At 54.7% G+C, this 25,461-nt stretch carries 22 protein-coding genes and 1 tRNA gene; 10 read left to right on the top strand and 13 right to left on the bottom strand.

All coding sequences use genetic code 11. The annotated features are described in order from the left end of the window. The first annotated feature begins 190 nt into the window (after positions 1 to 190). Positions 191 to 1,747: a choice-of-anchor I family protein gene (locus ACN0YD_RS04180; RefSeq protein WP_417317389.1), complete on the top strand. Its 1,557-nt coding sequence runs from the start codon at positions 191 to 193 to the stop codon at positions 1,745 to 1,747. A gap of 469 nt (positions 1,748 to 2,216) precedes the next feature. Then, positions 2,217 to 2,816, top strand: coding sequence for an RT0821/Lpp0805 family surface protein (locus ACN0YD_RS04175; protein WP_417317388.1), 600 nt, complete (start codon positions 2,217 to 2,219; stop codon positions 2,814 to 2,816). Here ACN0YD_RS04175 and ACN0YD_RS04170 read toward each other — a convergent pair whose 3' ends face one another. From ACN0YD_RS04170 to ACN0YD_RS04150, 5 genes are all read right to left on the bottom strand, one after another. Next, positions 2,817 to 3,581: an enoyl-CoA hydratase gene (locus tag ACN0YD_RS04170; RefSeq protein ID WP_417317387.1), complete on the bottom strand. Its 765-nt coding sequence runs from the start codon at positions 3,579 to 3,581 to the stop codon at positions 2,817 to 2,819. It lies immediately after the preceding gene. 76 nt (positions 3,582 to 3,657) lie between these two features. Beyond that, on the bottom strand, positions 3,658 to 4,395 hold the full coding sequence (locus tag ACN0YD_RS04165; protein WP_417317386.1) for a hypothetical protein: 738 nt from the start codon (positions 4,393 to 4,395) through the stop codon (positions 3,658 to 3,660). 128 nt (positions 4,396 to 4,523) lie between these two features. Further along, positions 4,524 to 6,176, bottom strand: coding sequence for a chaperonin GroEL (groL, locus tag ACN0YD_RS04160; RefSeq protein WP_417317385.1), 1,653 nt, complete (start codon positions 6,174 to 6,176; stop codon positions 4,524 to 4,526). A 61-nt stretch (positions 6,177 to 6,237) separates the two neighbouring features. Beyond that, positions 6,238 to 6,525: a co-chaperone GroES gene (groES, locus tag ACN0YD_RS04155; RefSeq protein ID WP_321393048.1), complete on the bottom strand. Its 288-nt coding sequence runs from the start codon at positions 6,523 to 6,525 to the stop codon at positions 6,238 to 6,240. A gap of 230 nt (positions 6,526 to 6,755) precedes the next feature. Further along, positions 6,756 to 7,316 carry a TetR/AcrR family transcriptional regulator gene (locus ACN0YD_RS04150; protein WP_417317384.1) on the bottom strand — a complete coding sequence of 187 codons (561 nt, stop codon included), beginning with the start codon at positions 7,314 to 7,316 and terminating at the stop codon, positions 6,756 to 6,758. A 171-nt stretch (positions 7,317 to 7,487) separates the two neighbouring features. On the opposite strand from ACN0YD_RS04150, the gene ACN0YD_RS04145 reads away from it, so the two are divergent. The 3 genes from ACN0YD_RS04145 to ACN0YD_RS04135 are packed head-to-tail and all read left to right on the top strand — an operon-like array spanning position 7,488 to position 9,563. Continuing rightward, positions 7,488 to 7,994, top strand: a complete 507-nt coding sequence (locus ACN0YD_RS04145) for an HPP family protein (protein WP_417317383.1) — start codon at positions 7,488 to 7,490, stop codon at positions 7,992 to 7,994. Then, on the top strand, positions 7,987 to 8,604 hold the full coding sequence (locus ACN0YD_RS04140; RefSeq protein ID WP_417317382.1) for a glutathione S-transferase family protein: 618 nt from the start codon (positions 7,987 to 7,989) through the stop codon (positions 8,602 to 8,604). The genes ACN0YD_RS04145 and ACN0YD_RS04140 overlap by 8 nt, the downstream gene beginning before the upstream one ends. A 14-nt stretch (positions 8,605 to 8,618) precedes the next feature. Continuing rightward, positions 8,619 to 9,563: a pyridoxamine 5'-phosphate oxidase family protein gene (locus ACN0YD_RS04135; RefSeq protein ID WP_417317381.1), complete on the top strand. Its 945-nt coding sequence runs from the start codon at positions 8,619 to 8,621 to the stop codon at positions 9,561 to 9,563. Here the strand turns inward: ACN0YD_RS04135 and ACN0YD_RS04130 are convergent. Beyond that, positions 9,518 to 9,991: a tetratricopeptide repeat protein gene (locus ACN0YD_RS04130; protein ID WP_417317380.1), complete on the bottom strand. Its 474-nt coding sequence runs from the start codon at positions 9,989 to 9,991 to the stop codon at positions 9,518 to 9,520. The genes ACN0YD_RS04135 and ACN0YD_RS04130 overlap by 46 nt on opposite strands. Before the next feature lie 72 nt (positions 9,992 to 10,063). Then, positions 10,064 to 10,393: a DUF1491 family protein gene (locus tag ACN0YD_RS04125; protein ID WP_417317379.1), complete on the bottom strand. Its 330-nt coding sequence runs from the start codon at positions 10,391 to 10,393 to the stop codon at positions 10,064 to 10,066. An 89-nt stretch (positions 10,394 to 10,482) separates the two neighbouring features. Here ACN0YD_RS04125 and ACN0YD_RS04120 point away from each other — a divergent pair, with 89 nt between their 5' ends. Beyond that, complete coding sequence (locus ACN0YD_RS04120) at positions 10,483 to 11,319, top strand: helix-turn-helix transcriptional regulator (protein ID WP_417317378.1); 837 nt, start codon at positions 10,483 to 10,485, stop codon at positions 11,317 to 11,319. A 119-nt stretch (positions 11,320 to 11,438) separates the two neighbouring features. Next, complete coding sequence (locus ACN0YD_RS04115; protein ID WP_417317377.1) at positions 11,439 to 12,482, top strand: MBL fold metallo-hydrolase; 1,044 nt, start codon at positions 11,439 to 11,441, stop codon at positions 12,480 to 12,482. Between the two features lie 7 nt (positions 12,483 to 12,489). On the opposite strand, the gene ACN0YD_RS04110 is transcribed toward ACN0YD_RS04115, so the two are convergent. Genes ACN0YD_RS04110 through ACN0YD_RS04100 form a run of 3 tightly spaced genes read right to left on the bottom strand, consistent with a single transcriptional unit; the run spans position 12,490 to position 17,356 of the window. Continuing rightward, positions 12,490 to 16,434, bottom strand: a complete 3,945-nt coding sequence (locus tag ACN0YD_RS04110) for a cobaltochelatase subunit CobN (protein WP_417317376.1) — start codon at positions 16,432 to 16,434, stop codon at positions 12,490 to 12,492. A 21-nt stretch (positions 16,435 to 16,455) separates the two neighbouring features. After that, the gene (locus tag ACN0YD_RS04105) at positions 16,456 to 16,788 is read right to left on the bottom strand and encodes a DUF2149 domain-containing protein (RefSeq protein ID WP_417317375.1); all 333 of its coding nucleotides are present in this window, start codon (positions 16,786 to 16,788) and stop codon (positions 16,456 to 16,458) included. Then, positions 16,775 to 17,356 (bottom strand): MotA/TolQ/ExbB proton channel family protein, encoded by a 582-nt coding sequence (locus tag ACN0YD_RS04100; RefSeq protein ID WP_417317374.1) that lies wholly within the window; start codon positions 17,354 to 17,356, stop codon positions 16,775 to 16,777. Before ACN0YD_RS04100 ends, ACN0YD_RS04105 begins: the two co-directional genes overlap by 14 nt. Positions 17,357 to 17,572: 216 nt before the next feature. Here ACN0YD_RS04100 and ACN0YD_RS04095 point away from each other — a divergent pair, with 216 nt between their 5' ends. Further along, complete coding sequence (locus ACN0YD_RS04095) at positions 17,573 to 19,765, top strand: TonB-dependent hemoglobin/transferrin/lactoferrin family receptor (protein ID WP_417317373.1); 2,193 nt, start codon at positions 17,573 to 17,575, stop codon at positions 19,763 to 19,765. 83 nt (positions 19,766 to 19,848) lie between these two features. On the opposite strand, the gene ACN0YD_RS04090 is transcribed toward ACN0YD_RS04095, so the two are convergent. Beyond that, positions 19,849 to 21,555, bottom strand: coding sequence for a monovalent cation:proton antiporter-2 (CPA2) family protein (locus ACN0YD_RS04090; RefSeq protein ID WP_417317372.1), 1,707 nt, complete (start codon positions 21,553 to 21,555; stop codon positions 19,849 to 19,851). Positions 21,556 to 21,962: 407 nt separating this feature from the next. Continuing rightward, positions 21,963 to 22,037, bottom strand: a tRNA-Gln gene (locus tag ACN0YD_RS04085). A 200-nt stretch (positions 22,038 to 22,237) separates the two neighbouring features. Here ACN0YD_RS04085 and ACN0YD_RS04080 point away from each other — a divergent pair. Both ACN0YD_RS04080 and ACN0YD_RS04075 read left to right on the top strand, forming a co-directional pair. Next, positions 22,238 to 23,236, top strand: a complete 999-nt coding sequence (locus ACN0YD_RS04080) for a GDP-mannose 4,6-dehydratase (protein ID WP_417317371.1) — start codon at positions 22,238 to 22,240, stop codon at positions 23,234 to 23,236. Positions 23,237 to 23,248: 12 nt separating this feature from the next. Next, entirely contained in the window at positions 23,249 to 24,061 is an 813-nt protein-coding gene (locus ACN0YD_RS04075) for a YdcF family protein (protein ID WP_417317370.1), read from the top strand. Between the two features lie 65 nt (positions 24,062 to 24,126). Here the strand turns inward: ACN0YD_RS04075 and ACN0YD_RS04070 are convergent, their stop codons facing one another. Then, positions 24,127 to 25,416: a nucleotide sugar dehydrogenase gene (locus ACN0YD_RS04070; protein ID WP_417317369.1), complete on the bottom strand. Its 1,290-nt coding sequence runs from the start codon at positions 25,414 to 25,416 to the stop codon at positions 24,127 to 24,129. Between the last annotated feature and the right edge of the window lie 45 nt (positions 25,417 to 25,461).

Below are 25,461 nucleotides of genomic sequence, written 5' to 3'. Positions count from 1 at the left end.
CCGGTTCCTGCCGGTTCAAAATATTTTACACTATATTTTATGTGTATTATTATATTCTACATATATAACGATATAAATATAAAAATTCAATACGGGACGTGCGATTCCCGCTATTATTTTTTTTCATAAAAGTTACATAATCTGCTTCCATCATGATTGCTTCGAATAATCTATTCCGGATTCAAGATCAATGACACATCACAAACACCTTACAGCCAGGATTGCCGGGCTCACCCTATTCTCTTTCCTGGTCCTGCCTGCCGCGGCCCCGTCACGGGCCAGTGCGGAGGAACTTACACTCACCCCGCTTGCAACATGGGAGACGGGCATTTTCGATAAAAGCGCCGCAGAAATCGTGGTGTTCCAGAAAAGCACGGGTCTTGTCTTGTTCGTCAATGGCGCGGCCCCCTCAGTAGAGGTGATCAGGCTGACGGCGCAAGGGAAGATGGAATTCGTCACCCGGCTGGATCTGGCGAAATCTGAAAGCCCCACCAGCGTCGCCGTCCGCGATGATCTGATCGCCGTGGCTGTTCATGATGCAGAAGCAAAGGGCCGTCCCGGCAAGATTGTCTTTTTTGACAACCACCACAAGAGGGTCAGGGAAATTCCCGCCGGATCTCTCCCGGACATGGTGACCTTTAGCCCCGACGGGCGCTATGTGCTGGTCGCCAATGAAGGAGAACCCCACGGCACCTTTGATCCGGAAGGCTCCATCACTGTCATCGACCTGAAGCCCGGCATTGACAAAGCTACCCCTGCAACTGCCGCCTTTGGTGCCTTCAATCGCAAGGCCCTGGTCAAGGACGGTGTGCGTATCGCCCCCGGCAAAAGCTTTGCCGAGGATGCGGAACCAGAATATATCGCCGTCTCCAAAGACAGCCGCACAGCATGGGTCTCCCTGCAGGAAAATAACGCACTGGCGGAAATCGATATTGCCAAAGCCGGCATCACAAAAATCATTCCCCTGGGCCTGAAAGACCACAGCCGGCCTGAAAACGCCCTGGACGGTGTTGATGGCGACGGCATCAACATTGTCCCCCGCCCCGTCTTCGGCATGTATATGCCCGACAGCGTGGCAAGTCTGGAGTTTGAGGGTAAAAACTATATCCTGACCGCCAACGAAGGCGATGCCCGCGCGGAGGAAACCAAGCTCGCCAAAGCAAAGCTTGATCCCGCCGCCCTGGACGAGGCAACGAAAAAGGAACTGGCCAAACTGCGCATATCCTCCACTGACGGTGACCTGGACGGAGACGGCGACATTGACCGGGTTCATACCTACGGCGCACGGTCCTTTTCCATCTTTGACACGGACGGAACCCTGGTCTTTGACAGCGGGAATGATTTCGAGCGCATAACCGCGGAATGGCTTGGCGCCTTTTTCAACAGCGACAAGTCAGCCGGTGACAGCGGCGACAGCCGCAGCGACAACAAGGGACCGGAACCGGAAGGCATCACCACCGGCAGGATCAATGAGCGCACCTATGCCTTTATCGGGCTCGAAACAGTGGGTGGCGTCATGGTCTATGATATAACCGATCCCCGCAAACCGTCCTTTGCCGGATACCATAACCCCCGGCATTTCGAAAAGGGACTGAACTATGAAAAGGACGCGGACTGGAAAAAAGCCGGCTATCTGGGACCGGAAGGTTTGAGCTTTATTCCGGCTGAAAACAGCCCCACCGGCACCCCCCTTCTTCTCATTGCTTATGAAGTCAGTGGAAACGTGGAAATTGTGGCCATTAACTGAATCTAAACTATTTGGGCATAATTTAGATTTTGTTAGACATTTTCCTCCCCAGACTTGGGCGGCCCGTAAGGAGCCGCCTTTCTTTTATGAATAATCCCCTGAAAACACATATAAAATTTGCGCCATTGTTTCCGGCAGCTTTATTTTAGTTTTTACTAATAGTTTCAGGAAGTTAGGCTACACTTCCCCATCTGTAGGACAATATTCCCCGCCCGGTGACCCGACGCCCTTTTCCCGTTAACCGGGTTTATTAACCTTGCTCCAGGGTTTCGACTCATCCGTGGTTCCACCCGCAATTGATCTATCTGATTTCCGTTTCCACAATAGTAAGGCAGGATTGCAGAACACGAGTCGCCCCGTTTCCGACAGACCCGGGCGACTTCATAGATATGAGGTTCATGATCTTCTGATTTGATATCTTTACCGCCTGTAAACCGGAAGGCCCCTGCAAACCTGTAAGGAATGGAAAATGTTGATCAAATATTCGTCCAATGCTCTTGTATTTCTGCTGGCCACAACACTGATGACCGGGCCCGTGCTGGCCGATCCGCCCCGCTCAGGGCCAAAAGGCCCGCCCCCCAAGGCCGCGCCCTTCACACCGCGCATTCATCCGGGCGTTCCCCTCTATGCCGGCCCGCATTCGCCCTACGTCCGGCCGCTGCCGCCGGAAAGATACCGGCTCTATCGGGGGGTCCGGATTTATCGCCCCTATGGTCTTATCTATCCGGGGTTCGGGTTTTACTATACGGACAATGATGCTTTTTTCTGGCTGGCCTTCACCGCCTTTACCCTGATCATCCTGCACGAGTTAAGCGAACAGCAGCAGCGCACCCATGAAAATGCCATCGTTATGGCCACAAGGGCGCCTATAGGGGAAACTGTGACCTGGCGGGACGGTAATGCCTCTGGCTGGGTCACCGCCACCCGGGAAGGCACAAGCACACTGGGACGGTACTGCCGTGAATTCCAGCAGACCGTCACCGTCGGCGGCAAAACGGAAACCGCTTACGGCACTGCCTGCCGACAGGAAGACGGCCAGTGGGAGATCATCTCCACCCGGAATGAATAGTCAGAATTTTGAAAAATCAGGGGGCCGCTTTTCAAAAAAGGCGGCCGCCACTTCCATGAACTCAGGGGTTTTCAGCCGCTCGGCGAACAACAGTCCCTCCTCGTCCATGCGCTCCTGAACCTCGGCGCGATTTTTGGCCAACAGACGCTTGGTCTCCAGGATCGCGGTCGGCGCCTTGCTCGCCAGCTCCCGCGCCTTCTCCAGCACCGCCTCGTGAAAGTTAGCCCCGGTCAGGATGCGCGCCACCAGCCCGGCCTGCACGGCTTCTTCGGCAGAAAGCGCCGCCCCCAGCATCAGCATCTCGGTCGCCTTGGCGGTGCCGATGGCCCGGGGGAGCAGCAGCGAGGAGGCCGCCTCAGGCACCAGCGCCAGATTGGTGAAGGGGGTGGTAAAGACCGCGTCCGGGGAGGCATAGATCAGATCGGAATGCAGCAGCATGGTGGTGCCGATGCCGACCGCCAGGCCGTTGACGCCGACGACAATCGGTTTTTCAAACTGGGAAATGGTTTTCAGGAAGCGGAACACCGGCGCCTCCTCCGAATGCTGGATGCCGGCGGCAAAATCCTTCAGGTCATTGCCCGAGGTGAAGGCGTCACCATTGCCGAGGAACACCACGGCCCGGACGGAGCTGTCGGCCGCCGCCTCGTCCATGCCGTCACAAAAGGCCGTATACATGTCGTGGGTAATGGCGTTTTTCTTGTCCGGCCGGTTAAAAGTCAGGACCAGCAGGCTGCCATCCCGCTCGTTTAAAACATAGTCGCTCATGTCGTCATGCTCCCAGAATTTTCCACGGGAACAGTCTAGGACATTTACGGGAGAAATTCAAACGATCGTTTTAAGGTCAAATATACCTCCCCTCTATTTTTCGTCCTCTGAGTACAGCTTTATATACTTTCAGTGGCTCCCGATAATCTTTAAGATCGGTTACTATAGAAATATAAACCCACTTGATGGGGTGCTTCTCACATCCTGCGGTTTCCCATGCGTAATAGTGAGTACCCTTATCTGGAACTCCTCTGTTTTTGGATCTGAGGCGCAGATCAAACTTCTGACGAAAACTCAGGTTCTTGTAATTTTCCACTTTCGATATATCCGTTTCCCCAACACTTTCTGGACGATGCAATTGCCCGTTTGGAAAACTCTCATCAAGCACATCTTTGCTCACTAGAAACTCGCAAGGATGCAGGGAGGCATAAATTATCTTCTCTCTTACCTCTTCATATTCCCAGACATCTGATCGAACATATAGTTTCCTGCACTTAATACTTGGAAGGATATAGCCGCAATCCGACCCTCCCCCTACGACAAAACATCTGCCATAGTCATATAGTTGGAAGTTTTTAATTTCATCCAACGTGCAAAGACCGCGGCGTTCCCGAGGACGTATTATCGGCTCCAATTCCGCCTTATCGGAACCCAGAATTACACTCCGTGTAACGGCGTTTGGAACCCCGTAATTGCCAATGCCGTTTTTAGCATAATAGAAGTTCAAATAAGCCCAGTGACCCAGCACTACGAAATAGTAATACAACACACAGACCAGAGCTGCCCCCAATCCAATCTTGAATTTCTTTTTCATGCTTCCCCCATTCTTCGCTGTTTCACAAAGCATACCACGTTAATTCTAAGTCAATACCCCCAAAAGAAAAGGGCCGCGCGGTTGCGCAGCCCTTCCCAGTAATCTTTGGTGCGTTTGAGCGCTTAGGCTTAGAAGCCCATGCCGCCCATACCGCCCATGCCGCCCATGCCGCCCATGTCGGGCATAGCCGGTGCGCCTTTTTCTTCCGGAATTTCGGCAACCATGGCTTCGGTGGTGATCAGCAGACCGGCAACGGAAGCCGCATCCTGCAGAGCCGTACGAACCACTTTGGTCGGGTCGATAATACCGGCAGCCACCAGGTCACAATATTCTTCTTTCTGGGCGTTGAAGCCATAGTTGGCGTCACTGCTTTCCAGAAGTTTACCGGCGATCACGGCACCATCTTTACCGGCATTTTCAGCGATCTGGCGCACCGGGGCTTCCAGGGCGCGGCGAACGATGGCAACACCAACATTCTGGTCGGCGTTTTCGCCTTCAAGGCCTTCGAGAACGCGTGTGGCATAGAGCAGAGCCGTACCACCACCGGGAACGATACCTTCTTCCACCGCAGCGCGGGTGGCGTGCAGGGCATCATCAACGCGGTCTTTACGTTCTTTCACTTCAACTTCGGTAGAACCGCCAACTTTGATCACGGCAACACCGCCAGCCAGTTTGGCCAGACGTTCCTGCAGTTTTTCACGGTCATAGTCGGAAGTTGTGCTTTCCACCTGGGCGCGGATCTGGCCGCAGCGGGCTTCGATCTCTTCTTTGGCGCCGGCACCGTCAACAACTGTTGTATCGTCTTTGGTGATGGTGACGTTTTTGGCAGTCCCCAGCATATCCAGGGTAACAGTTTCCAGCTTGATGCCGAGGTCTTCGGACACAACCTGACCACCGGTCAGTGTGGCGATATCCTGCAGCATGGCTTTGCGGCGATCGCCGAAGCCCGGAGCTTTCACAGCAGCAATTTTCAGGCCGCCGCGCAGTTTGTTGACCACGAGGGTAGCGAGAGCTTCACCTTCTACGTCTTCTGCAATGATCAGCAGCGGACGACCGGACTGAGCAGCAGCTTCGAGAAGCGGCAGCATCGGCTGAAGGCTGGACAGCTTGCTTTCGTGCAGCAGGATGTAAGGATTTTCCAGATCAACGGTCATTTTCTCGGCGTTGGTGATGAAGTAGGGAGACAGGTAACCGCGGTCGAACTGCATGCCTTCAACAACTTCCAGCTCTGATTCCAGACCTTTGGCTTCCTCGACGGTGATCACACCTTCTTTACCAACCTTGTCCATGGCGTCAGCAATCATCTGGCCGACGGAAACTTCACCGTTGGCGGAGATGGAGCCAACCTGGGCAACTTCCTCGCTGGAGGAAATACCTTTGGAGCGGGCTTTCAGGTCTTCGATCACTTTGGTCACGGCCAGGTCAACACCGCGGCGCAGGTCCATCGGGTTCATGCCGGCTGCAACGGCTTTCATGCCTTCCTTGATCAGGCTCTGGGCCAGAACGGTGGCAGTGGTTGTTCCGTCACCGGCCACATCGTTGGTGCGGCTGGCCACTTCACGGACCATCTGGGCGCCCATGTTTTCATATTTGTCTTTGAGTTCGATTTCCTTGGCAACGGAGACACCGTCTTTGGTGATGCGCGGCGCACCGAAGGATTTTTCGAGAAGAACATTGCGGCCTTTCGGGCCGAGGGTCACTTTAACAGCGTTGGCCAGCGTATCCACACCTTTGAGGATGCGACCACGGGCGTCAGAACCGAATTTTACGTCTTTTGCCATTTTAAATTCCTTTGTGTCTTGAATATCTGTCGCGAGAAGCGGAGTTCAATCGCGAGATGAATTATTCGATAATGCCGAGGATATCGGATTCTTTCATGATCAGCAGGTCTTCACCTTCAACCTTGACTTCGGTGCCGGACCATTTGCCGAACAGGACAGTATCGCCTGCTTTTACATCCAGAGCCGTCACGGTGCCGTCTTCGGCTTTGTGGCCGGAACCCACAGCAACAATTTCACCCTGGCTTGGTTTTTCCTGGGCGGTATCGGGCAGAATGATGCCACCAGCGGTTTTCTGTTCTGCGTCTACGCGACGAACCAGAACACGGTCATGCAAAGGACGAAATGCCATTTCGTAATTCCCTCTATTTGGTTGGTTTGAAGTTAAAGGTTAGCACTCACTCCCTGGGAGTGCCAACAGCTGCCTAGAGAGATAATCCATGGAAGGTGAGAGTCAAGGGGAGCGGGTAAAAAAAATGATCTTTTTTCCGGATTTTTTGAAGGACAGGGCCGAAAGTGCCCAGCCCTGTCAGAGGATATGTGGGAGCCCCGGGCAAATATACAAGATGTAAATCTGAATATTTACGCCCGGTACGGCAACAAATGGCGGACCATTTCGCGCATGGTCTCTATCGCCGGGTCGGGACCGAACAGCTTGGCGCCCTGGATGGCGCCTTCCAGGATCACCATCAGTTGCCGGCCGAAAGAGATCGGATCCTTAAGGCCCATTTCCGCGCCCAGCGTGGCGAACTGTTTCATGGCCCGCTCCTTATAGGCCCGGATCGCCCTGAACACCGGCCCTTCGGGATCGGCATATTCCGCCGCCCCCTTCTGGAACATGCAACCGTTGAAGTCGGGCGAGCGGAACCATTCCTCGTAAATCTCCAGCCAGACCTTGAGCCGGCCGATGGGTTTCTTGTCCCAGCCGAGCGTCTTCTGCCGGTACTGGTCCTGAAACCATTCCTCGCGCTTTTGCAGGACCGCCACCACCAGGTCGTCCTTGGACTTGAAATGATTATAAAGGGTCATTTTGGCGACACCGGCTTCCTTCAGGATCGTATCGATGCCGGTGGCGTGATAGCCGTTTTCGTTGAACAGCCTGAGCGCCGTGTCCACCAGATGTTCCCTGCGTAATGAAGCCATGGAATAACCTTATACAAACCTGTCTGTTTTTTTGCGGTATATCATAGCTTCTTTACCGCGATCACGCAAGATCACATAAATTTGAGAAAATAATTCATTGAAAATATACTGACCTGTCTGTATATATTGCCAAAGCAGACAGACTTGTCTATTCAAAAAAGGAGTGACGCTATGCAATCTGTGAAAACCCTGCGCGCCTCTGTCGGACGGGACTTCAGGCATATTTTCTGGTCCTGGCTCGGCGGCGCCGTCGCCATCTGCCTGCTGGGAGCGCTGACCGGATATTCCAGCCTGCCTCTGTTGATGGCGCCATTTGGCGCAAGCTGCGTTCTTGTTTTCGGACTCCCCGAAAGCCCGCTGGCCCAGCCCCGGAACGTCATCGGCGGTCATACCCTCACCGCCCTGACCGGGTTTGTGTTCCTCTTCCTCTTTGGAGACAGCTGGTGGGCCATGGGACTGGCTGTCGGCACGGCCATCGCCATGATGCAACTGACCCGGACAATCCACCCCCCGGCCGGGGCAAACCCGGTCCTGGTAATGATGTCCGCGCCGGCAGTCACGTTCCTGCTTTTCCCGGTCCTTTCCGGCGCCGCCCTTCTGGTGCTGATCGGACTGCTTATGAACAATCTTTCCCTAACCCGAAGCTATCCCCACAAAAAAGGAGAACAGCATGTATAAACTCTACGATCTTTCCCTGTCCGGCCACTGCCACCGGGCCCGACTGTTCCTGGACCTTATGGGCCTGCCCTATGAATGCGTGCCAGTGGATCTGATGTCTGGCGAGCACAAAGACGAGGACTATGTGAAACGCAATCCCTTTGCCAAAGTACCGCTGCTGGAAGACGACGACACCCTGATTCGGGAATCAAACGCCATCCTGGTCTATCTGGCTCTGAAACACCGGGCCCGAGACTGGTATCCGGTTGAGGACGCCAAAACCGCCGCAGAAATCCAACAATGGCTGAATGTGGCCGCCAATGAGGTGCTGCAGGGCCCGGCCAAGGCCTATGTCGCCCGGGTCTTCGGCGGCAGCGACGAGGTCTATAAGGAAGGCGTTGAAAACAGCCACAAGCTCTATGCCGTCATGGACCCGCTGCTGGAGGACCGCGACTGGCTGGTGAGCAACCGGCCCACCCTCGCCGATGTTGCCCTATACAGCTATATCTCCCGCGCGCCGCTCTCCGGCGTGGATATTTCCGCCTATGGCAACATCCAGCGCTGGCTTGAGAATGTGGAAGGGCTCACCGGTTTTGTCGCCATGCCCGACCCGGCACTTGATGCTGCCTGATCCTGGAGCATACCATGTCACTTTCTTATTATGAAAAGCAGGATATCTCCCCCTTTCACGAGGGGGAGCAGAAAATGCAGGACATTGCCAGACGGCGTAAGCTTACTGAAAGGATCGGCCGCCGCTTCATTCGGCCTTTCCTCACCGAAGAACATCAGGAATTTTTCCGCGGCCTCAGCTACCTGTTTCTGTCGGCGCGGGATGAGGACGGCTGGCCGCAGCCCTTTATCCTTCATGAGGACAGCCCCTTTATCACTGTGCCAGACGAAGAACATCTGGTGCTTCACAGCCTAGTCCCCGGCCTTGAGGAAGGGCAGCGCGTGGGCCTTCTGGGGCTTGATTTTTCCAACCGGCGGCGCAACCGGGTCAATGGTCATGTGGCCGCCCGGGAAGAGGATCATGTGATCCTGCGGGTCGACCAGGCCTTCGGCAATTGCCCGAAATATATCGACATCCGGGAGATGGCGCGCCCGCCCCTGCCGGGACCGGAAAGCATATACAACAAGGCCACGCCTGAAATCAGGGATATGATCCGCGAAAGCCGGCGTTTTTTTATCGCCAGCGGCTATGACACCTTTCAGAATAACGGGCTCAGCGGCATGGATATCTCCCACCGCGGCGGCGCGCCGGGCTTCGTCCAGGTCCACGCCCCGGACCGGCTGATCTTTCCGGAATATGCGGGCAATAACTACTTCAACACCCTCGGCAATATCCTGATGGACGGACGGGCCGGCTTGTTGTTTGCCAACTTCGATACCGGCGCCCGACTCCGTGTCCTCGGCAATGCGCGGGTGATTTTCAATAATTTCGAAGAAACCGGCTGGCAGGCGCAACCGAATACGCCGGAGGCCAAACGGCTGGTGCAGATCGAGATTGAAAAAGTGCTTCATGCGCCGGGGCGGGTAGGTCCCGTTCAGTCCCAGGGTTCACTTTCCAGCTTGAGTGTCAGCTTGTCGTAGATTGCCCGTGCTTCCTCATGACCCTGTTTCGCCGCCCGGCTGAACCAGAGATGGCCAAAACCGTCATCCTGCTTGCGGCCGCGGCCTTCCAGATACATCAGGCCAAGTCGATACTGGGCTTCCGGATGCCCCTCTGACGACGGTCTTTTCTGTACCGGCCGGTTATAGAGATAATTATATTCCATGCCGGTTTTGGGCCGGGCCGCCTTCTCATACCAATGTGCCGCCTTATCCAAATCAACATCGCCCCCAAGGCCCTGCTCGTAAGCGAGACCAAGGCGATACATAGCTTCCTCATCATCCTGGCTTGCCCGGCAGCGGTAATATCTGAACAATTGCCCCTGATCTTCGTCTTTGCCAAGCTGCGGTTTTCCAGACAGGGGGTTCACTCCCTCTGGCAGGCGGGAGGCACAAGGATCCCCCATCATGCATCCCGAAAGAAGCAGCGGCAGAACCAAAAAAGATAAACTCAGATATTTCATCATCCCCCCATGCCGCGGTCAGCTCTGCGGCTGGTATGTCCCCTTCGGGTCCTCCACTTCGATTACCCACAGGTCGTCGTCAAAGTCACGCTGGCGGGCGATATAGCTGTCGGCCTTGTCTTCCGGGACCGGCTCCTCCCCAAGCGGGCAGCGCCAGCCGAGATTTCCGTCCATGTCCCGGGACTGGATGTAAAGCACACAACCGGGCCCGAGCAGGTTTTTCTTGATCAGCACCAGCCCCCGGTCCTTGTCCCCCTTGTGCAGCACCATGGCGGTCATCAGTTCCACGTCAAGGCGCCTGATTTCCGCCGACACCCAGATCGAGGTCTTTAATCTCTCTTCGAACATAAACTCTCTTTGGCTTCAAACATGGGTTACCCATGGACTTTTCTATTGGGCCCACTATAAACTTGAGAAACATCGGGAGGAAAGAAAAAGTGTCAACAAGCGGGACAGACCAGTGGCTGGCGAAACTGACCAGCACCATCTGCAAGCTGGGCCGGGCCGGGTTCGAGGAAACCCTGTTCGAACTGGTCAACCTGGCCGTCGTTGTGGACCATTGCACGGTTTTCATCACCACCCCCGACGGTCATACCGAACATCTTTTTACCCAGAGCCGCCTGGATGAGGACACCTGCAACCGGCTCGCCCGCGCCTATGTCTCGGACTACCGGGCCCGGGACCCGCAGCTCCCCCCAATGGCCGAAGACGGCGCGCCGCCGGAAAGTGACCAGCTTACGGTATTGGGCCGGGCCGACACCGCCGGCTACCCCGAAGACTACCGGCAACAGTTTTTTGGGAAAAGCGGCCTGATCGACAAGGTTTCCAGCCTGCTGCAGACCAGTGCCTACAACATTTACTGCAGCTTTTACCGGCTGGAACAGTCCGGCCCCTTTTCGGAGGAAGACTTCCAGGAACTCTCCCAGCTTCTGCCGCTGCTTACCAACCTGATTTTCAAACATTCGCGCCTGACCCAGTTCCGGGACAAACCGGCCGACCCCATCATCACCCGGGTGCCCCTGAGCCGCTCACCGGACCTGATGAACCGGCTATTGGAGGAACAGAGCGAGGTGTTCGGCCAGCTTACGGAGCGGGAGCGCGAAGTTTGTGTGCGCATTATCCAGGGCTATACGTCAGAGGCCATCGCCCTTGACCTGGATGTGGCCATCTCAACAATTCATACCTATCGCAAACGGGCTTACGCCAAGCTCGGTATCAGCTCGCAAAACGAGCTCTTCAGCCTGATCCTGGAACAAATGCCGATGGGGGCCTAGGCTACCCCCCTGCCTCCAGCCATGCATAAAAGACATGGGGGCTAGTTGTCTCCGGGCCTTTCCATTTCCGTCAGGCCGTTCTATATCTTGAACAAGTAAAGTTTACCGGAAAGCTCCCCATGACCAGACCCGAACGCCCCAAGATGCAGTATCCTATCTCCCACGAGCCGGAGCTCGCCCGGCCGGACAAGGTGGCCGAGGGGGTCTACCGCTGCCGCATCCCGCTGGAATTTGGTCCGCCCTATATCAACAGCTGGCTTTTGGAGGAAGAGGACGGCTGGACCGTGGTGGATACCGGCATGGGCACCAGAATTTCCTCGGACGCCTGGCGGGACGTATTCAAGAACTTCTTCGGTGACAAGCCAGTGAACCGGGTCATCGTCACCCATATGCACCCGGATCACATTGGTCTTGCCGGCTGGATCTGCCGCAAATGGGATATCCCGCTGCATATGTCACAGGTCGAATATCTCACCGCCCGGACCCTGGTTGCGGACACCCATCATGACGTGCCGGACGAGGCCCTGAATTTCATCCGCGCCGCCGCCTATACCGAGGAACAGATGGACAGCTACCGGGCCATCTTCGGCAAGTTCGGCAGCTTCATCCGCGCCCTGCCCCATGCTTTCACCCGCCTTCGGGACGGCGACCGGCTGACCATCGGCGGAGTGGAATGGATTGTGGTGATCGGCCGCGGCCATTCACCGGAACATGCCTGTCTGCATTGCCCGGAGAAAAACCTGTTTATTTCCGGCGACCAGATTTTGCCGGAGATTTCCTCCAACATCAGTGTCTGGCCGACGGAGCCGGAGGCCAACCCGCTCGAGGACTGGCTGGAGTCCTGCGAAATGCTGAAAAACTACCTGCCGGAGAATGTGCTGGTGCTGCCGGCGCACGGCAATCCCTTTATCGGCGCCCGGGAACGGCTTGCCTATATGATCAGCGATCATCAGGAAAACCTGGAAAAGCTGCTTGAGCTATGCCGGACGCCGGTGCGGGTGCCGGACTGCTTTACCACCCTGTTTAAACGGGAAATTACCGGCGGCAAACTCAATCTTGCCGCCGGCGAGACCCTCGCCCACCTCAACTTTCTGATCCATCAGGGCCAGGTCATCCGGGAAACCGATGACAAGGGCGTGAACCTCTACCGCCGGGCGGACTGAACCCGCTCTATTCGGCGGACACAGCCCCGAAAGCGGTTGCCCCGCCGGGTCGACGCCGGGCCTGATGGACGGCGCCGCCGACAAAGAACAGCAGGCAGAGACCGAAGGAGGCGATCATTGACCAGTTCCAGTCGCTTTCCACAGCTTCCGCTTTTTCCACTTTCTTCAGCTCGCGGCCTTCCACCGGCTGGGTCATCTGCCCCTGTGATGCCGCCTGGGGTGCAGGCAGTGCAGCGGAAAGACCGAAACCGGCCGCCTGGGCATTCACAAAGTCCGCGAGCTTTTCGTTATCCACAATCAGGTCATATTTGTTAACCAGCTCGATCAGCCTTTCCACCAGTTGCTGACGGGTTTCATCACTGGCATCCCAGTAGTTTTTACGCACCGCTTCCAGCATGCGCTCGATGATCTGGGCCTGGGCGCCGGGGTTGACCTTTTCAAACCATTCCTGAATGCCAAGATCGAATTTGTCGTTCACATAAATCTCGGCAAATTCCTGCCACTGGTCGGCCCGGACAAGATTGGGATCGACCACCTGCCAGCCCCAGAAATTGGTAATCTTGCCTTCCATGGTGGTGGCGCCGGAATAGCCCTCTTTCATCATCTCGCTAACCCAGCGGCTGTGCTGGGTACGGGTGCGCAGTTCCTTGGCCAGGAACTGGGCCGCATCCTCGGCACGTGGATTTTTCGCGTCCCGCAGGTTGGAAATCACCATTTCCGGGCTTTTACCGTCCAGATTGCGGATCGCCAGCGACAGGCCGCCGAAATATTCAAAGGGATCATCGCTGGAAATCATACCGTACAGATTGGATGACCGGGCGAACATGGCCACATCGGTGCCGGAAAGTTGTTTGCCGTAAATATTGACCCCGTCCACCTTCTCGCCCCAGCGGTTTGGATCAGCCCCGTAGGCATTGCCCATCCTGGCCATGTAATTGTCGGCGATTTTGGCATCCGTCTCCCAGGTATCGCTGGCCCGGACCGCATCATCCACACCGGAGCCGTAGGTCCCGGATTCGTTGGAGAAGACACGCACAGTCGAGAAATATTCCGCATCCTCCTCGCTCATTCCCTCGGCCAGAAGTTCCGCCTTCACCCGCTGGCTGTTTTCCCAGATGGAGTTGTTGGCTTCCTTGAGTTCGGCGACCTTTTTCACCGCTTCAGCCAAAAGCAACACCACATTGGGAAAGGCGTCCCGGTAAAGTCCGGTGGCGGAAAGAACCACATCCACCCGGGGGCGTTTCAATTCCCGCACGGGAATGATTTCCGTGCCGGTGACCATGCCGTTTTCACTCCAGGTCGGGCGAATTCCCATGGCATACATAGCCTGGCTCTCCAGCACCCCGTAATGGCGCATGGCCTCGATCGACCACAGGGAAAAGGCGAGCTTGTCAGGATATCTTCCATGCTCTTTGTAATAGTCATTTATCACACCCTCAACCAGTTCCCTGCCCTGTTCCCAGGCCGCCTTGGTCGGCAGGCGCGCCGGATCGAAACCATAAAGATTGAAGCCGCTGGACAGTGAGTCCGGAGAACGCACCGGATCGCCGCCGGTCTTGACCGGGATATATTGTCCCGCAAGACCCGACACCAGATGCGGTATTTCGCGGATGCCCTCCATGCGACTGTAATAGTCCCGGCCCCGCTCCATATCGGCCCTGATTTCGTCATCAAGCCCCTTCAGGTCCTTGCCAAGGATCACATAGTCACGGACCGTCTTGAAGCCGGCCAGGTCTTCCAGACTGTCTGCTTTTGAATCCAGGTGATCATTGCCGTCTTTATGAGCCGCCCCGTAATGATCGGCTTCAAACTCCCGGGCCCGGGAAACATAGTCACGGCCCAGCATCTGCACGATGGTAGAGGTCACCAGATCAGGTTCCGGCAGTTCGCCGAAGGTATGCAGCCCCAGCGGCTGGTTGGCATTGGCGACGTCCTCAAGATAAAGATGCAGTTCCTCAAGGAAATGCTCAAAGTCGGCGTCAATCTGTTCCGACGTCATGGCGAGATCATCACAAACCTTTGACTCAAAACATATTTTTTTCAGTTCTTCGCCGGTTTTAACCTTTACCCCGCCATCATCCATGGAACGATACTGATGCATCAGTTCATGCACATTGGCGGTCACGCCTTCAAGCCCGGCGGCGGCAAAAGGCGGTGTCATGTGAGCCACCACCACGGCGCTGCCCCGGCGTTTGGTCTGCATGGCCTCGCCCACATCATCAATGATGAAAGGGTACATGACCGGCGTATCCCAGACCGCCAGGTTGCCCTGGTCATAGCGGGACAGGCCGCGCTCCTTGCCGGTGAGATACTCCTGGCTGCCGTGGGTGCCAAGATGGATGATCGCGTCGCTGTTCCAGAACTTGCGGGCATAATAATAGGCGGCCAGATAATAATGGTTCATGGGCACGGTGCCCTGATGGTAGATCAGCTTGTCCTGGTCCTTGTCGTCGGAACGGGGCGGCTGGCGCATCACCAGCATGTTGCCGTTGCGGATACGGGGCAGCACGAAATAAGCTTCCCCATCCCGCTGGACGACCATGAAATTATCCTCGGCCCGGCCCCAGAAATCATTGATCGGTTTGCTAACTTCTTCCGGCAAGCTATTGAACCACTTGAGATAATCCTTCACCGGCATAAGTTCCGCCAGATCATCCTCAAGCAGTTTATCAAGCTCATAATCCCGGTAGAAAGGATTGAGAATCCGGTCCACGGGATCGGTGAAATAATTGCTGTCCACCTTGTTGACACTGTACCCCGCATCATTGAGATTGGCGCTGATGGCGCGCAGGCTGTGCTCGATATTGAGAAAAGACGCCCCCATATCCTTGTCGCCCCAGACCATAACGGTGAGTTTCTTTTCCCCGTTAGGCTTGGTCCGCAGGGCGGCATATTTAAGCGCCCGGGAAACAAGATGGTCCATCTGGTAATCAATCACTTCCGCATGCCCGGTTTCCTGATCGACGGCGGCCACAATTACCGGATCAATCACCCCGGCGGTTTCCGGCAGAACCAGCACAAAGGGTGTCATGGTGGCGGAAATACCCTGGCTGTCATTTTCCCAGTCTGCCTGATTGCCGTTGTAATAGGTCAGCGCCTGCATCACCGGCACCCCGAGACGCTCGAACTCTTCCTTGCGCTTGTTGGCCCAGTGGATGGCCCGGAAATTCACAATCACATCAAGGATCGTCCTGCCGTCTTTCTGCAGCATGGGAGTATAGTCACTGGAGCGGGGACTGAGCTCAAAAAAGAAAGGAATGGCCAGAGCGCCTTTTTCCTCGATCCGGGCGATGGCCGCATCCACCACTTCCGTATTGACGGATTCGATCAGGGAGCGCTGCAACAACACACCGACCACGGCCTTCTGTCCTTCGAGACCCTTCCCGCGCCAGTTCAGGTAACTGTCCACATCCTCGAAAATCAGGCCTTCATAACCCGGCGCATAGATTCCGACCTCCGGATAAACCACCGGGGCCGGTACAGCCCGGGAGCCATCGCCGAACACCTGATGGGCAAGAAAGTCCGCCATACGGCTCAGGTTCACCACTCCGCCGTTTCCATAGTACTCATGCAGGGTCTTGGCCTGCCCGGCCGACACCCCCTTTACCAGATCCGGACTATCCAGCCAGTTGATGGCCAGAAGACGGCTTTTCGCTGCCGCCACCGCCGGTAAAAACTTGCTGAATGTCGCCTTTGTGCTTCGGGCAGAAGAATCATCCATTAACACCAGGTCGTACCCGTTGAATTTGGCCAGCGCCTGTTCCCCGGTCTTGAAATCCCGGGCACTTGCCAGATCAATGGAAATATCAAATTTTGCCGCATAGTCCCTGATGACGGATATTTTCGCCGCATTGGCATGGGTGCCTGAAACATAGAGCATTTTGTGAGTAGCATCCGCTACAGCAGCGGAAGAGAAACTCAGGGAGGCCACAAGTGCCAGCAGGATACGCATGATATTTCCTCTGAATATTTGTTAGTTGGCGGAATTTTCCGCGCTTCCCTCGTCGGGCACATAGATGATGGAACCGTCCGGCATGCGGTAGGCAACACCCGCCTTGACCCCCTCGCCGGAGCCAATATCGCCGGTGCTTTTATAGGTTTCGATCTTCTCGCCCTTCTTGACGATCATTTCCATATTTTCCTGGCCGGGGTTTTTAATCACCATCACATCGTCATCCACAAAAGGATTGATGGGATTCTGGGCAATGGAGATCAGCAGCGCTGCAATCAGCACCAGAAACACATCCACAAGATTGACCACGGACAGGGCCGGGTTGATGGATTCATCCTCGTCAAGAAGCTTCACGGAGGGCCCCCTTTTCCTCTGCCGCCCGGCCGGACCTTTTTTCCACATGCGGCAGCAGGGCCACCAGTTCCTGAGCCAGCCATTTCTTTTTGGTGCTGGCGATAAAGAAGGTGATGGATGCCACCACAAGACCGAAGATCACGGCGGAGAAGGCCACGATCAGATTCTCACTAATCCCCTGCACATCCCCGTCGGACAGGCTTTTCAAAGCCGGTCCCATGGGAATCATGGTGGCGATCAGCCCGAGCATGGGCGCCACGCGGCTGACCATGCGCACAGCTTCCATTTCACCAAGCGCGGCCACATCAAGTTCGTCCTTGGTGATGCTGGAATTTTTCACCGCCAGAGCGGCCAGTGGATATCCCTTGGGCGTGTCGGTGCCGGGCTGAAGACCGTCATTGAGAAGTCTGCGGAACTGTACGGCTCCCCTGTTGCGCTGTACCCCCTGTACAAAAAACCCGCCAAGCGCATAAAGACTGTAAAAAAACAATACCACCAGCAGGACAAGAACCGGCGCCATAAACAGGTCCGATACCTGATACATCAAGTCTTCAAGAGTCCGTATCACAAGATTACTCCACTCAATAATTTTCTAATATTTGAAAGGGAATAAGCTCCCGATTCCAACCATCTCCCCTACGCTCTTACAGATACCGAATTATTTTTGCAACTAATTTTGCGAGTTATTATTAACTTGTTGACGCCTCTGCGCCCAACTGATAATTATTCTTGCGAATCAATCTTAATTGCAAAAACAAGCCTTCGGGCAGCGGGAGTATAGTTTATGAACAGATTAGCCCTTTTCACCCTTCTGGCGGCCGGCACCTCCGCCTTCGCCATTTCTTCCACAGCAATTGCAGAGGAAGCAGAATCCGATCTTGGCCCGGGCACCGCCCCGCTGGAAGTCATTGTGGTTTCCGCCACCCGCACCGAAAACAAGCTTGTCGACGTGCCCGCAACTGTCACCGTCATTGATGAAGAAAAGATCGATGCGATCCTGTCCACCAACATTCGCGACATGCTGCGTTATGAGCCCGGTGTGGAGGCCACCAATTCCGGGCGCTTCGGCCTGAGCGGTTTTAACATTCGCGGCCTGACCGGCAACCGGGTCAAGATCTTGGTGGACGGTATGGAACAATCAGAAAGTTTTTCCTCAGGCGGTCCCTTTCTTATGTCTCCCCGTAATTTCGTCGATATTGACTCCCTTGATAATGTGGAAATCCTGCGTGGGCCGGCGTCCAGCCTGTACGGCAGTGATGCGATGGCCGGTGTAGTTGCTTTCACCACCAAGGGCCCGTCCGCCTATCTGGACGAAGAAGGCAATGACACAGGCGGCGCCGCAAAAGTTCTCTATAACAGCGTCAGCAACACCTTTGCCGAAACCCTGACCCTGGCCAACCGGACCGGCAAACTTGAAAGCCTGATCCAGTATACGCGCCGGGACGGCAAGGAAACGGAAAACTACGGCGACGGCTACAGCGATGCCCTCGGCAACGACCGTACCCTGCCCGATCCTTATGATTATTCCACGGACAATGTGCTGGCCAAGATCGAGTATCAGGTCAATGATGCCCATCGGCTGAAACTTGTCGGTGAATATTTCCGCTCCACCAGCTTTATTGAGCTGAAGTCCCTCGAAGGGCCGAGCTACAATGCGTCCTATAACTATGACAACTATACCGGAGATGATGAATCCGAGCGATACCATATCGGCCTGACCCATGAATGGACGGCCAATAACGTGCTGTTCGACAACCTCAGCTGGACCGTGGATTGGCAGGATAGTTCCGTGGATCAGGAGACCACAAACTATACGGAACGCTTTGGCTATTTCACCCGTCTGATCGATTACAGCCACGGCGAGGAAGACTTCCAGGTTTCCGCCCAGTTTGACAAAACCGCCGGTGTACATCACTTCACTTACGGGGTGACCTACCAGAACACCAAACAGGAAAACCTGACCAACAAATATTATCTGGATACAGACCAGGCCCCGGACATTGCCCGTTATACACCGGTGGTTAAGGGCAATACCTACGGCATTTACCTGCAAGACCAGATCAAACTGTTTGATGAAACCCTGTTGATCACCCCGGGAGTACGTTATGACCGTTTTGAAGCCGATCCTGATGCGGATGATATTTATACTGATGAATTTGACAAACACACCAGTGAGAAAGTCACCTTCCGTGTAGGTGCTGTGTATAAAATCACAGACATATTTTCCGTATTTGGCCAGTTCAGCCAGGGTTTCAAATCCCCCGACCTGGTCCAGCTTTATCGTGGGGACCTGAGCTCTGCTTACCGTGGATATGTCACCCTGCCCAACCCGGACCTGGAACCGGAAAAAAGCAATTCCTTCGAAGGTGGTTTCCGGGTCAACGCCCCGGCAGGAAGCTTTGAACTGACCGGCTTCTACACGGAATATGATAATTTTATTGAACAGACCAGTGACTATACAGTTACACCATGGGTCTTCCAGTACCAGAACTATAATGAAGCCACCATCAAGGGCATTGAGGCCAGAACTGCCCTGCTGCTGGACCAGCTCATTGGGGCACCCGAAGGTGTCGCCTTCCAGGCCGCCTTTGCCTACGCCAAGGGTGAAAGTGAAAGTGAAGGTGAAAAAATACCGCTGGAATCAATCTCCCCGACCAAAGCAGTATTTGGCCTGACCTATGATTCTCCTGATGAAATCTGGGGTGTCGGCGTCAACCTGACTCTCGTCGGTGCAAAGGACAAGGACACCGTCCCTGACGAAGACTATTTCACAACCGACGGCTATGCCCTGGTCGACCTGACGGCCTATTACAACATTATCCCGAACCTGTCCCTGCGGGCCGGTGTCTTCAACGTCACAGACAAGGAACACTGGCTGTGGGAAGACGTGCGCGGCCAGTCAAGCAGCACCACTTATCTGGACCGTTACACCCAGCCGGGCCGGAACTTCTCCGCCAGCCTGAAATATACCTTCTGATAACTCCAACCTCAGAAGTAAAAGCCCCGCCATCTCCCGGCGGGGCTTTTTTCATGGCAAGGCTACTCCCTGCAGGGTATTCCTTATTTTCCGTCTTCATTCCCGGGCGAATCCGGGGGTAGAGACGAACTGGGACGAAGCCGGCGGTAATTGTCTGTGCGGAATTCTTCCAGAATTTCATCGAGTTCCGTATCTTCCACCTCCAGAACCTTGAGGGATATGGCACCAAGCTGAAGGCTGGCCTCCAGTGTTTCCGGCACTACCTGGACACCAAGTTCCGCATAGTTTTCCGCTGTTGGCACATCCCGGGCGCGGGTGATGATGGGCAGTTTCGGCCGCAACTGACGCACGGCATGGATTGTCTTTTCCACTGCTTTCGGTTCATCCAGGGTCACAATCATCAGCTTGATCTTGCCAATACCAATGGCCCGGAGCACTTCCTGACGACTGGCATCCCCGAAATAAATTTCATTGCCGTTGCTTCGTCCCCTGGCGATATGTTCCACATCCATATCCACTGCCAGCCAGGGTTGCTCTGTAGCGGACAATAGACGTCCGACAGTCTCCCCCACTCGACCATACCCGGCAATCACCACCTTCTGTTCTCCATCATCTGCGATTTCCTTCGCAATGGCCCTGCCGCTTCCGGCAACGCCCCTGGCCAGCTTGTCACCCAGCTTCATCATCAGGGGGGTGAGCGCCATGGAGAGGACGATAATACTGAGCAAAGGTTCCAGGATGCCGGCTGGCAGGACTCCGCTGTTGTCAGCCAATGTGAAAAGGACAAAACCGAACTCCCCGGCCTGGGACAACAGAAAAGCAGAACGAAAGGCCGCCGGTGTGTCCAGCCGAAATCCCCGGGCCAGGATAAAAATCAGCGCCGCCTTGGCCGCCAGAAGAGCGACGGTCCCGCCGACGATCAGGCCCAGGTCCCGGCTTACGACGCCCGCATCCAGCGCCATGCCCACACTCATGAAAAACAGTCCCAGCAGTAGACCCCGGAAAGGCTCCACATCAGCCTCAATCTGATGACGGAATTCATTATCAGACAGCAACATGCCGGCAACAAAGGCTCCCATCGCCATGGACAGGCCGGCTTTTTCCATGGCCATGGCGATACCAAGCACCAATAACAAGGCAGCCGCTGTGAACACTTCCTTGCTGCGGGTTCGGGCGATCATCTTCAGCGCCGGCCCGATGGCAAAATGTCCCCCGACCAGAATTGCCAGAAATATGCCCCCGGCTTTCAGCGCCGCCAGTTCCATACTTTCCATGGCATCAATACCACCTGCTGCGGCCAGGGAAACCAGCGCCAGAAGCGGCACAACCGACAGGTCCTGGAACAAAAGCACAGAAAAGCTGGCCCGGCCCCAATGGGCAGTCAGCTGATTGCGCTCCGCCAGGATCTGTAATCCGAAAGCAGTCGAAGACAAGGCCAGGCCAAAGCCCACGATGATGGCTACGGAAAAAGTGAGCGACACCGCGTAATATGCAACCAACGTGAACAACGCACCGGTAATCAGAAGCTGCGCCCCACCGAAGCCGAACACCAGGCGGCGCATCACCCAAAGGCGCTGCGGTTTGATTTCTATACCAATAAGAAACAGCAGGAAAACCACGCCCAGCTCACCGATATGGTGAATGGTGTCCATATTTTGCACCAGCGCCAGCCCATTGGGACCGATTACTGCGCCAGCCGCCAGATAGCCAAGCGTGGCGCCAAGACCGACGCGGGTAAAAATAAGGACGGCCGCCACCGCCGCGGCGAGAAGGATAATAATTTCAGTCATCTACTGCAGACATTCCGGATAAGATTTAATTCCCTGCCTATGCTAAACAAGTCGTTGCTGCATCGCAAGAAAAGCCGGGGGAAACGAATAAGATTACGCCAGCCGCTTTCAAAAAAGCTTTAACATCAGCCCGGGCGGTAACAAGAAAGTAAATGGCTGAGAACAGATCTTGCCACGGGTATCAGCATCGGTCTGTGCCTTATTGCCACCGCCATTGACCTAGCCAATATCCTGGAAAGCATTTGAGTCTGACACTATTTGTTCATATGCTCCTATCCTTTAAAAAGATTACAATGAAAGCAACTTAATTCTTCCCCATAAATTCAAGGAACAATGCCACATTCCGCAATCAAAGCCTGAGAGGTTACATTTGGTGGGCTTCGAACTGATTTGGAGACAATATAAATTGGCTGGGGTGGCAGGATTCGAACCTGCGCATGGCGATACCAAAAACCGCTGCCTTACCACTTGGCTACACCCCACCGGGTCGCACCGTGCCTTTCAGGTGCGCGAGAGTGAAGGGAACATATCAAATTATGACCAGGTTTCAATCCTGTTTTTTCACTGAAATGATTTTTTGTCATAATTCTGACAGAGCCGTGTTATTAAAGAAATCGCAATAAGCTTGGACTATAAGTCCGGTTAAACAAATAACTAATTGATTCTAATACAGGGGTCCTGAATGGCTATTGTGGTTACCGGCGCTGCCGGCTTTATCGGGTTTCATGTCTCCCGCCTGCTTCTGGGGCGCGGTGAACAGGTCATCGGCATTGATATCGTCAACGATTATTATTCCGTCGAGCTCAAAGAAGCCCGGCTGGCCCTGCTGCAGGAAAATCCCAATTTCACCTTCCTGAAGCTTGATTTTTCCGATTTTGATGCCCTGAAGACGGCCCTGGATAAACATAAAATCAGCCATGTGGTGCATCTGGGAGCCCAGGCCGGGGTCCGCTATAGCCTGACCAACCCCTTCGCCTATGCGCAAAGCAACCTGATCGGTCATTTGAACATCATGGAATATTGCCGGCATCTGGATGGTTTCGAGCATATGGTTTATGCCTCTTCCTCCTCTGTCTACGGTGGCAACAAGAACATGCCCTTCTCGGTCGACGACCGGGTGGATAATCCGGTATCGCTCTATGCAGCCACAAAGAAATCCGACGAACTGATGAGCCAGAGCTATGCCCATCTGTTCCGGATGCCGCAAACGGGCCTGCGCTTTTTCACCGTTTATGGCCCCTGGGGACGTCCCGACATGGCCATGTGGATTTTCACCAAAAATATTCTGGCCGGCAAGCCGATCCCCGTGTTTAACCACGGCGACATGCTGCGCGATTTCACCTTTATCGAGGATATCATCGACGGCGTCGTCCGCTGCATGGACAATCCGCCGAAGGATGACGGCACCATGCACACAGTGGGCTCCAATGCGCCGCACCGGGTCTATAACATCGGCAACAACAACACCGAAAAGCTGACGGACATGATCGGCGTCCTGGAAAAGGCACTGGGCAAAAAGGCTGAAATGGAGCTTCTGCCCATGCAGCCAGGTGACGTGAAGGAAACTGCCGCCGATATCTCCGCCATCCAGAATGATCTGGGCTTCGAGCCCAAAACCAAGATTGAGGAAGGCATTCCCCAGTTCGTTCACTGGTACAAAAACTATCACAAAATCAACTAGACAGGATTACATATGGAGTGGGGGAATGTCATATCCCGAACGATCTGGACGCTTCTGCAGCCCAGCAATTCCCTGCTCCTGATCCTGGCCATCGGCCTGATCCTCACCTGGCGCGGCCGAATGAAGTGGGGCCTTCGCCTTTCCTTCTTTTCCCTGATCTGCCTGGTCCTGATCGGCATAAGCCCGGCTGGCAAATGGCTGGCCATTCCGCTGGAACAACGCTTTGCTGACTACCGATCCGTTCCCGACGGCGACTATGCCGGTATTATTATACTTGCCGGCACGGAAAGCACCTCCCTCAGCTCAGTTCACGACCAGGCTATTCTGAAGGATGCGGCCGAAAGATTAAGCGGCGGCGTTAAAATGGCCAGACTATTTCCTGAACTGCCGGTCATCCATACCGGCGGGCTTGGCGAGGGATACTGGACCGAAAACAAGGTTGCAGAACGTTTTTTTACAGATGTGGGGCTGGACATATCCCGGGTATATTTTGAAGGAAAATCCCACAATACCTGGACCAATGCTATTAAAAGCCTGGCATTGATTAAGGCGCAGAAGCTTGATGCCGAGGGAATATGGCTCCTGGTAACCAGCGCCAGTCACATGCCCCGGTCTGTCGGCGCCTTCCGGGAAGCAGGCCTCAAGATCCGCCCCTATCCTGTTGATTTCAGCACAGATCTTACCTACAGCGCCTTCCCCGAATTTGAAGCCGGGAAAAACCTCGCCACTTTTGACAAGATATCTCATGAATGGCTGGGGCTTCTGGTTTATTACGTCACCGGACGTTCCAGCAGCCTGTTCCCGGGTGAAAACGACCTGAAATAGAAACCCCTGACATATAAAAAACCCCGGTCTGGACCGGGGCTTTCCTTAATTCTTTGTCTGAAAAATCAGAGCTGCCATTTACGAAGGGTTTTTGGTTTTTCCATATCCTTCCACATGGCCTTGATATCGGCAATCAGACCGCCAGGTTCCAGCGCGCGTTCAAAGAAGGCAGGTGTGAGCGCAGCATACTCATCATGGGATACAGCACCTATAATGGCGACATATTCACCATCCTTGATTGCATCCAGATCCTTGACCAGTTTGATCTTGTAATATTTTTCCGCCTCTTCCGGATAAGCCGCAGCATCCGCCACATCCACTGTGAACCCGCGACGCTTCAGACTATTGACCAGGTCGATGGATTTGGTATTGCGCAAGTCAGGACAGTTTTCCTTGAACGTCAGCCCCAGAACCAGAATTTTCCCGCTACCCGTTAGCTGGGCGGCAATACGTTCCGCAACAAAGTCAGCCATGCCGTCGTTGATGGCGCGACCGGACAGGATGATGCGCGGATCATGATTGATCTGTTTCGCCCGTTCGGCCAGATAAAAGGGGTCTACACCAATGCAGTGACCTCCCACCAGGCCCGGTTTGAAATTGAGGAAGTTCCATTTGGTGCCGGCAGCTTCCAGAACGTCATAGACGCTGATGCCCAGCTTCTGGAAGATCATCGTGATTTCATTGACAAAGGCAATATTGATATCACGCTGGGCGTTCTCGATCACCTTGGCGGCTTCGGCGGCACGAATGCTGGCTGCCGGGAAAACGCCGCCGCTGGTAACGGCACCATAAAGTTCCGTCAACACCTGAACCACTTCCGGGGTCTGGCCGGAAATCACCTTGGTGATTTTGTCGACCGTATGTTCCTTATCGCCGGGATTGATACGTTCGGGGGAATAGCCCAGATAGAAATCCTCGCCGCATTTCAGGCCGGAAGTTTCTTCGAGCACCGGACCGCAAAGCTCTTCTGTCACCCCTGGATAAACCGTACTCTCGAATACTACAATCGAGCCTTTGGAAATCACAGGGCCAAGCATCTCACAGGCTGAGCGAACCGGGCTCAGGTCGGGTTTGTTATTGGCATCCACCGGGGTCGGCACAGTTACGATATATACTGCAGCTTCCTTAATGGCCCCGGGATCAGCCGTATAGCTGATTGTGCTGGCCTTCAGGTTCTCTTCCGCGACCTCTTCGGTACGGTCAAAACCATTTTCCAGTTCCCGAATACGGTCCGTGCTGATATCGAAACCGATGGTCGGGAATTTTTTTGCGAGAGCGATGGCCAGCGGCAACCCCACGTAGCCAAGGCCTACGACTGCAATCCGCGACTCTTTGTTGAAGGAGATATTTGTCATTGTTTTCTCTGTTTATTATCCAGTTAGAAACTTCCTCTAATCCTG

It is taken from the genome of Emcibacter sp., assembly GCF_048269205.1.
Classification (GTDB): Bacteria; Pseudomonadota; Alphaproteobacteria; order Sphingomonadales; family Emcibacteraceae; genus Emcibacter.
Note: the sequence above shows the minus strand (reverse complement) of the source record. Positions and strands in the feature narration are given on the sequence as shown.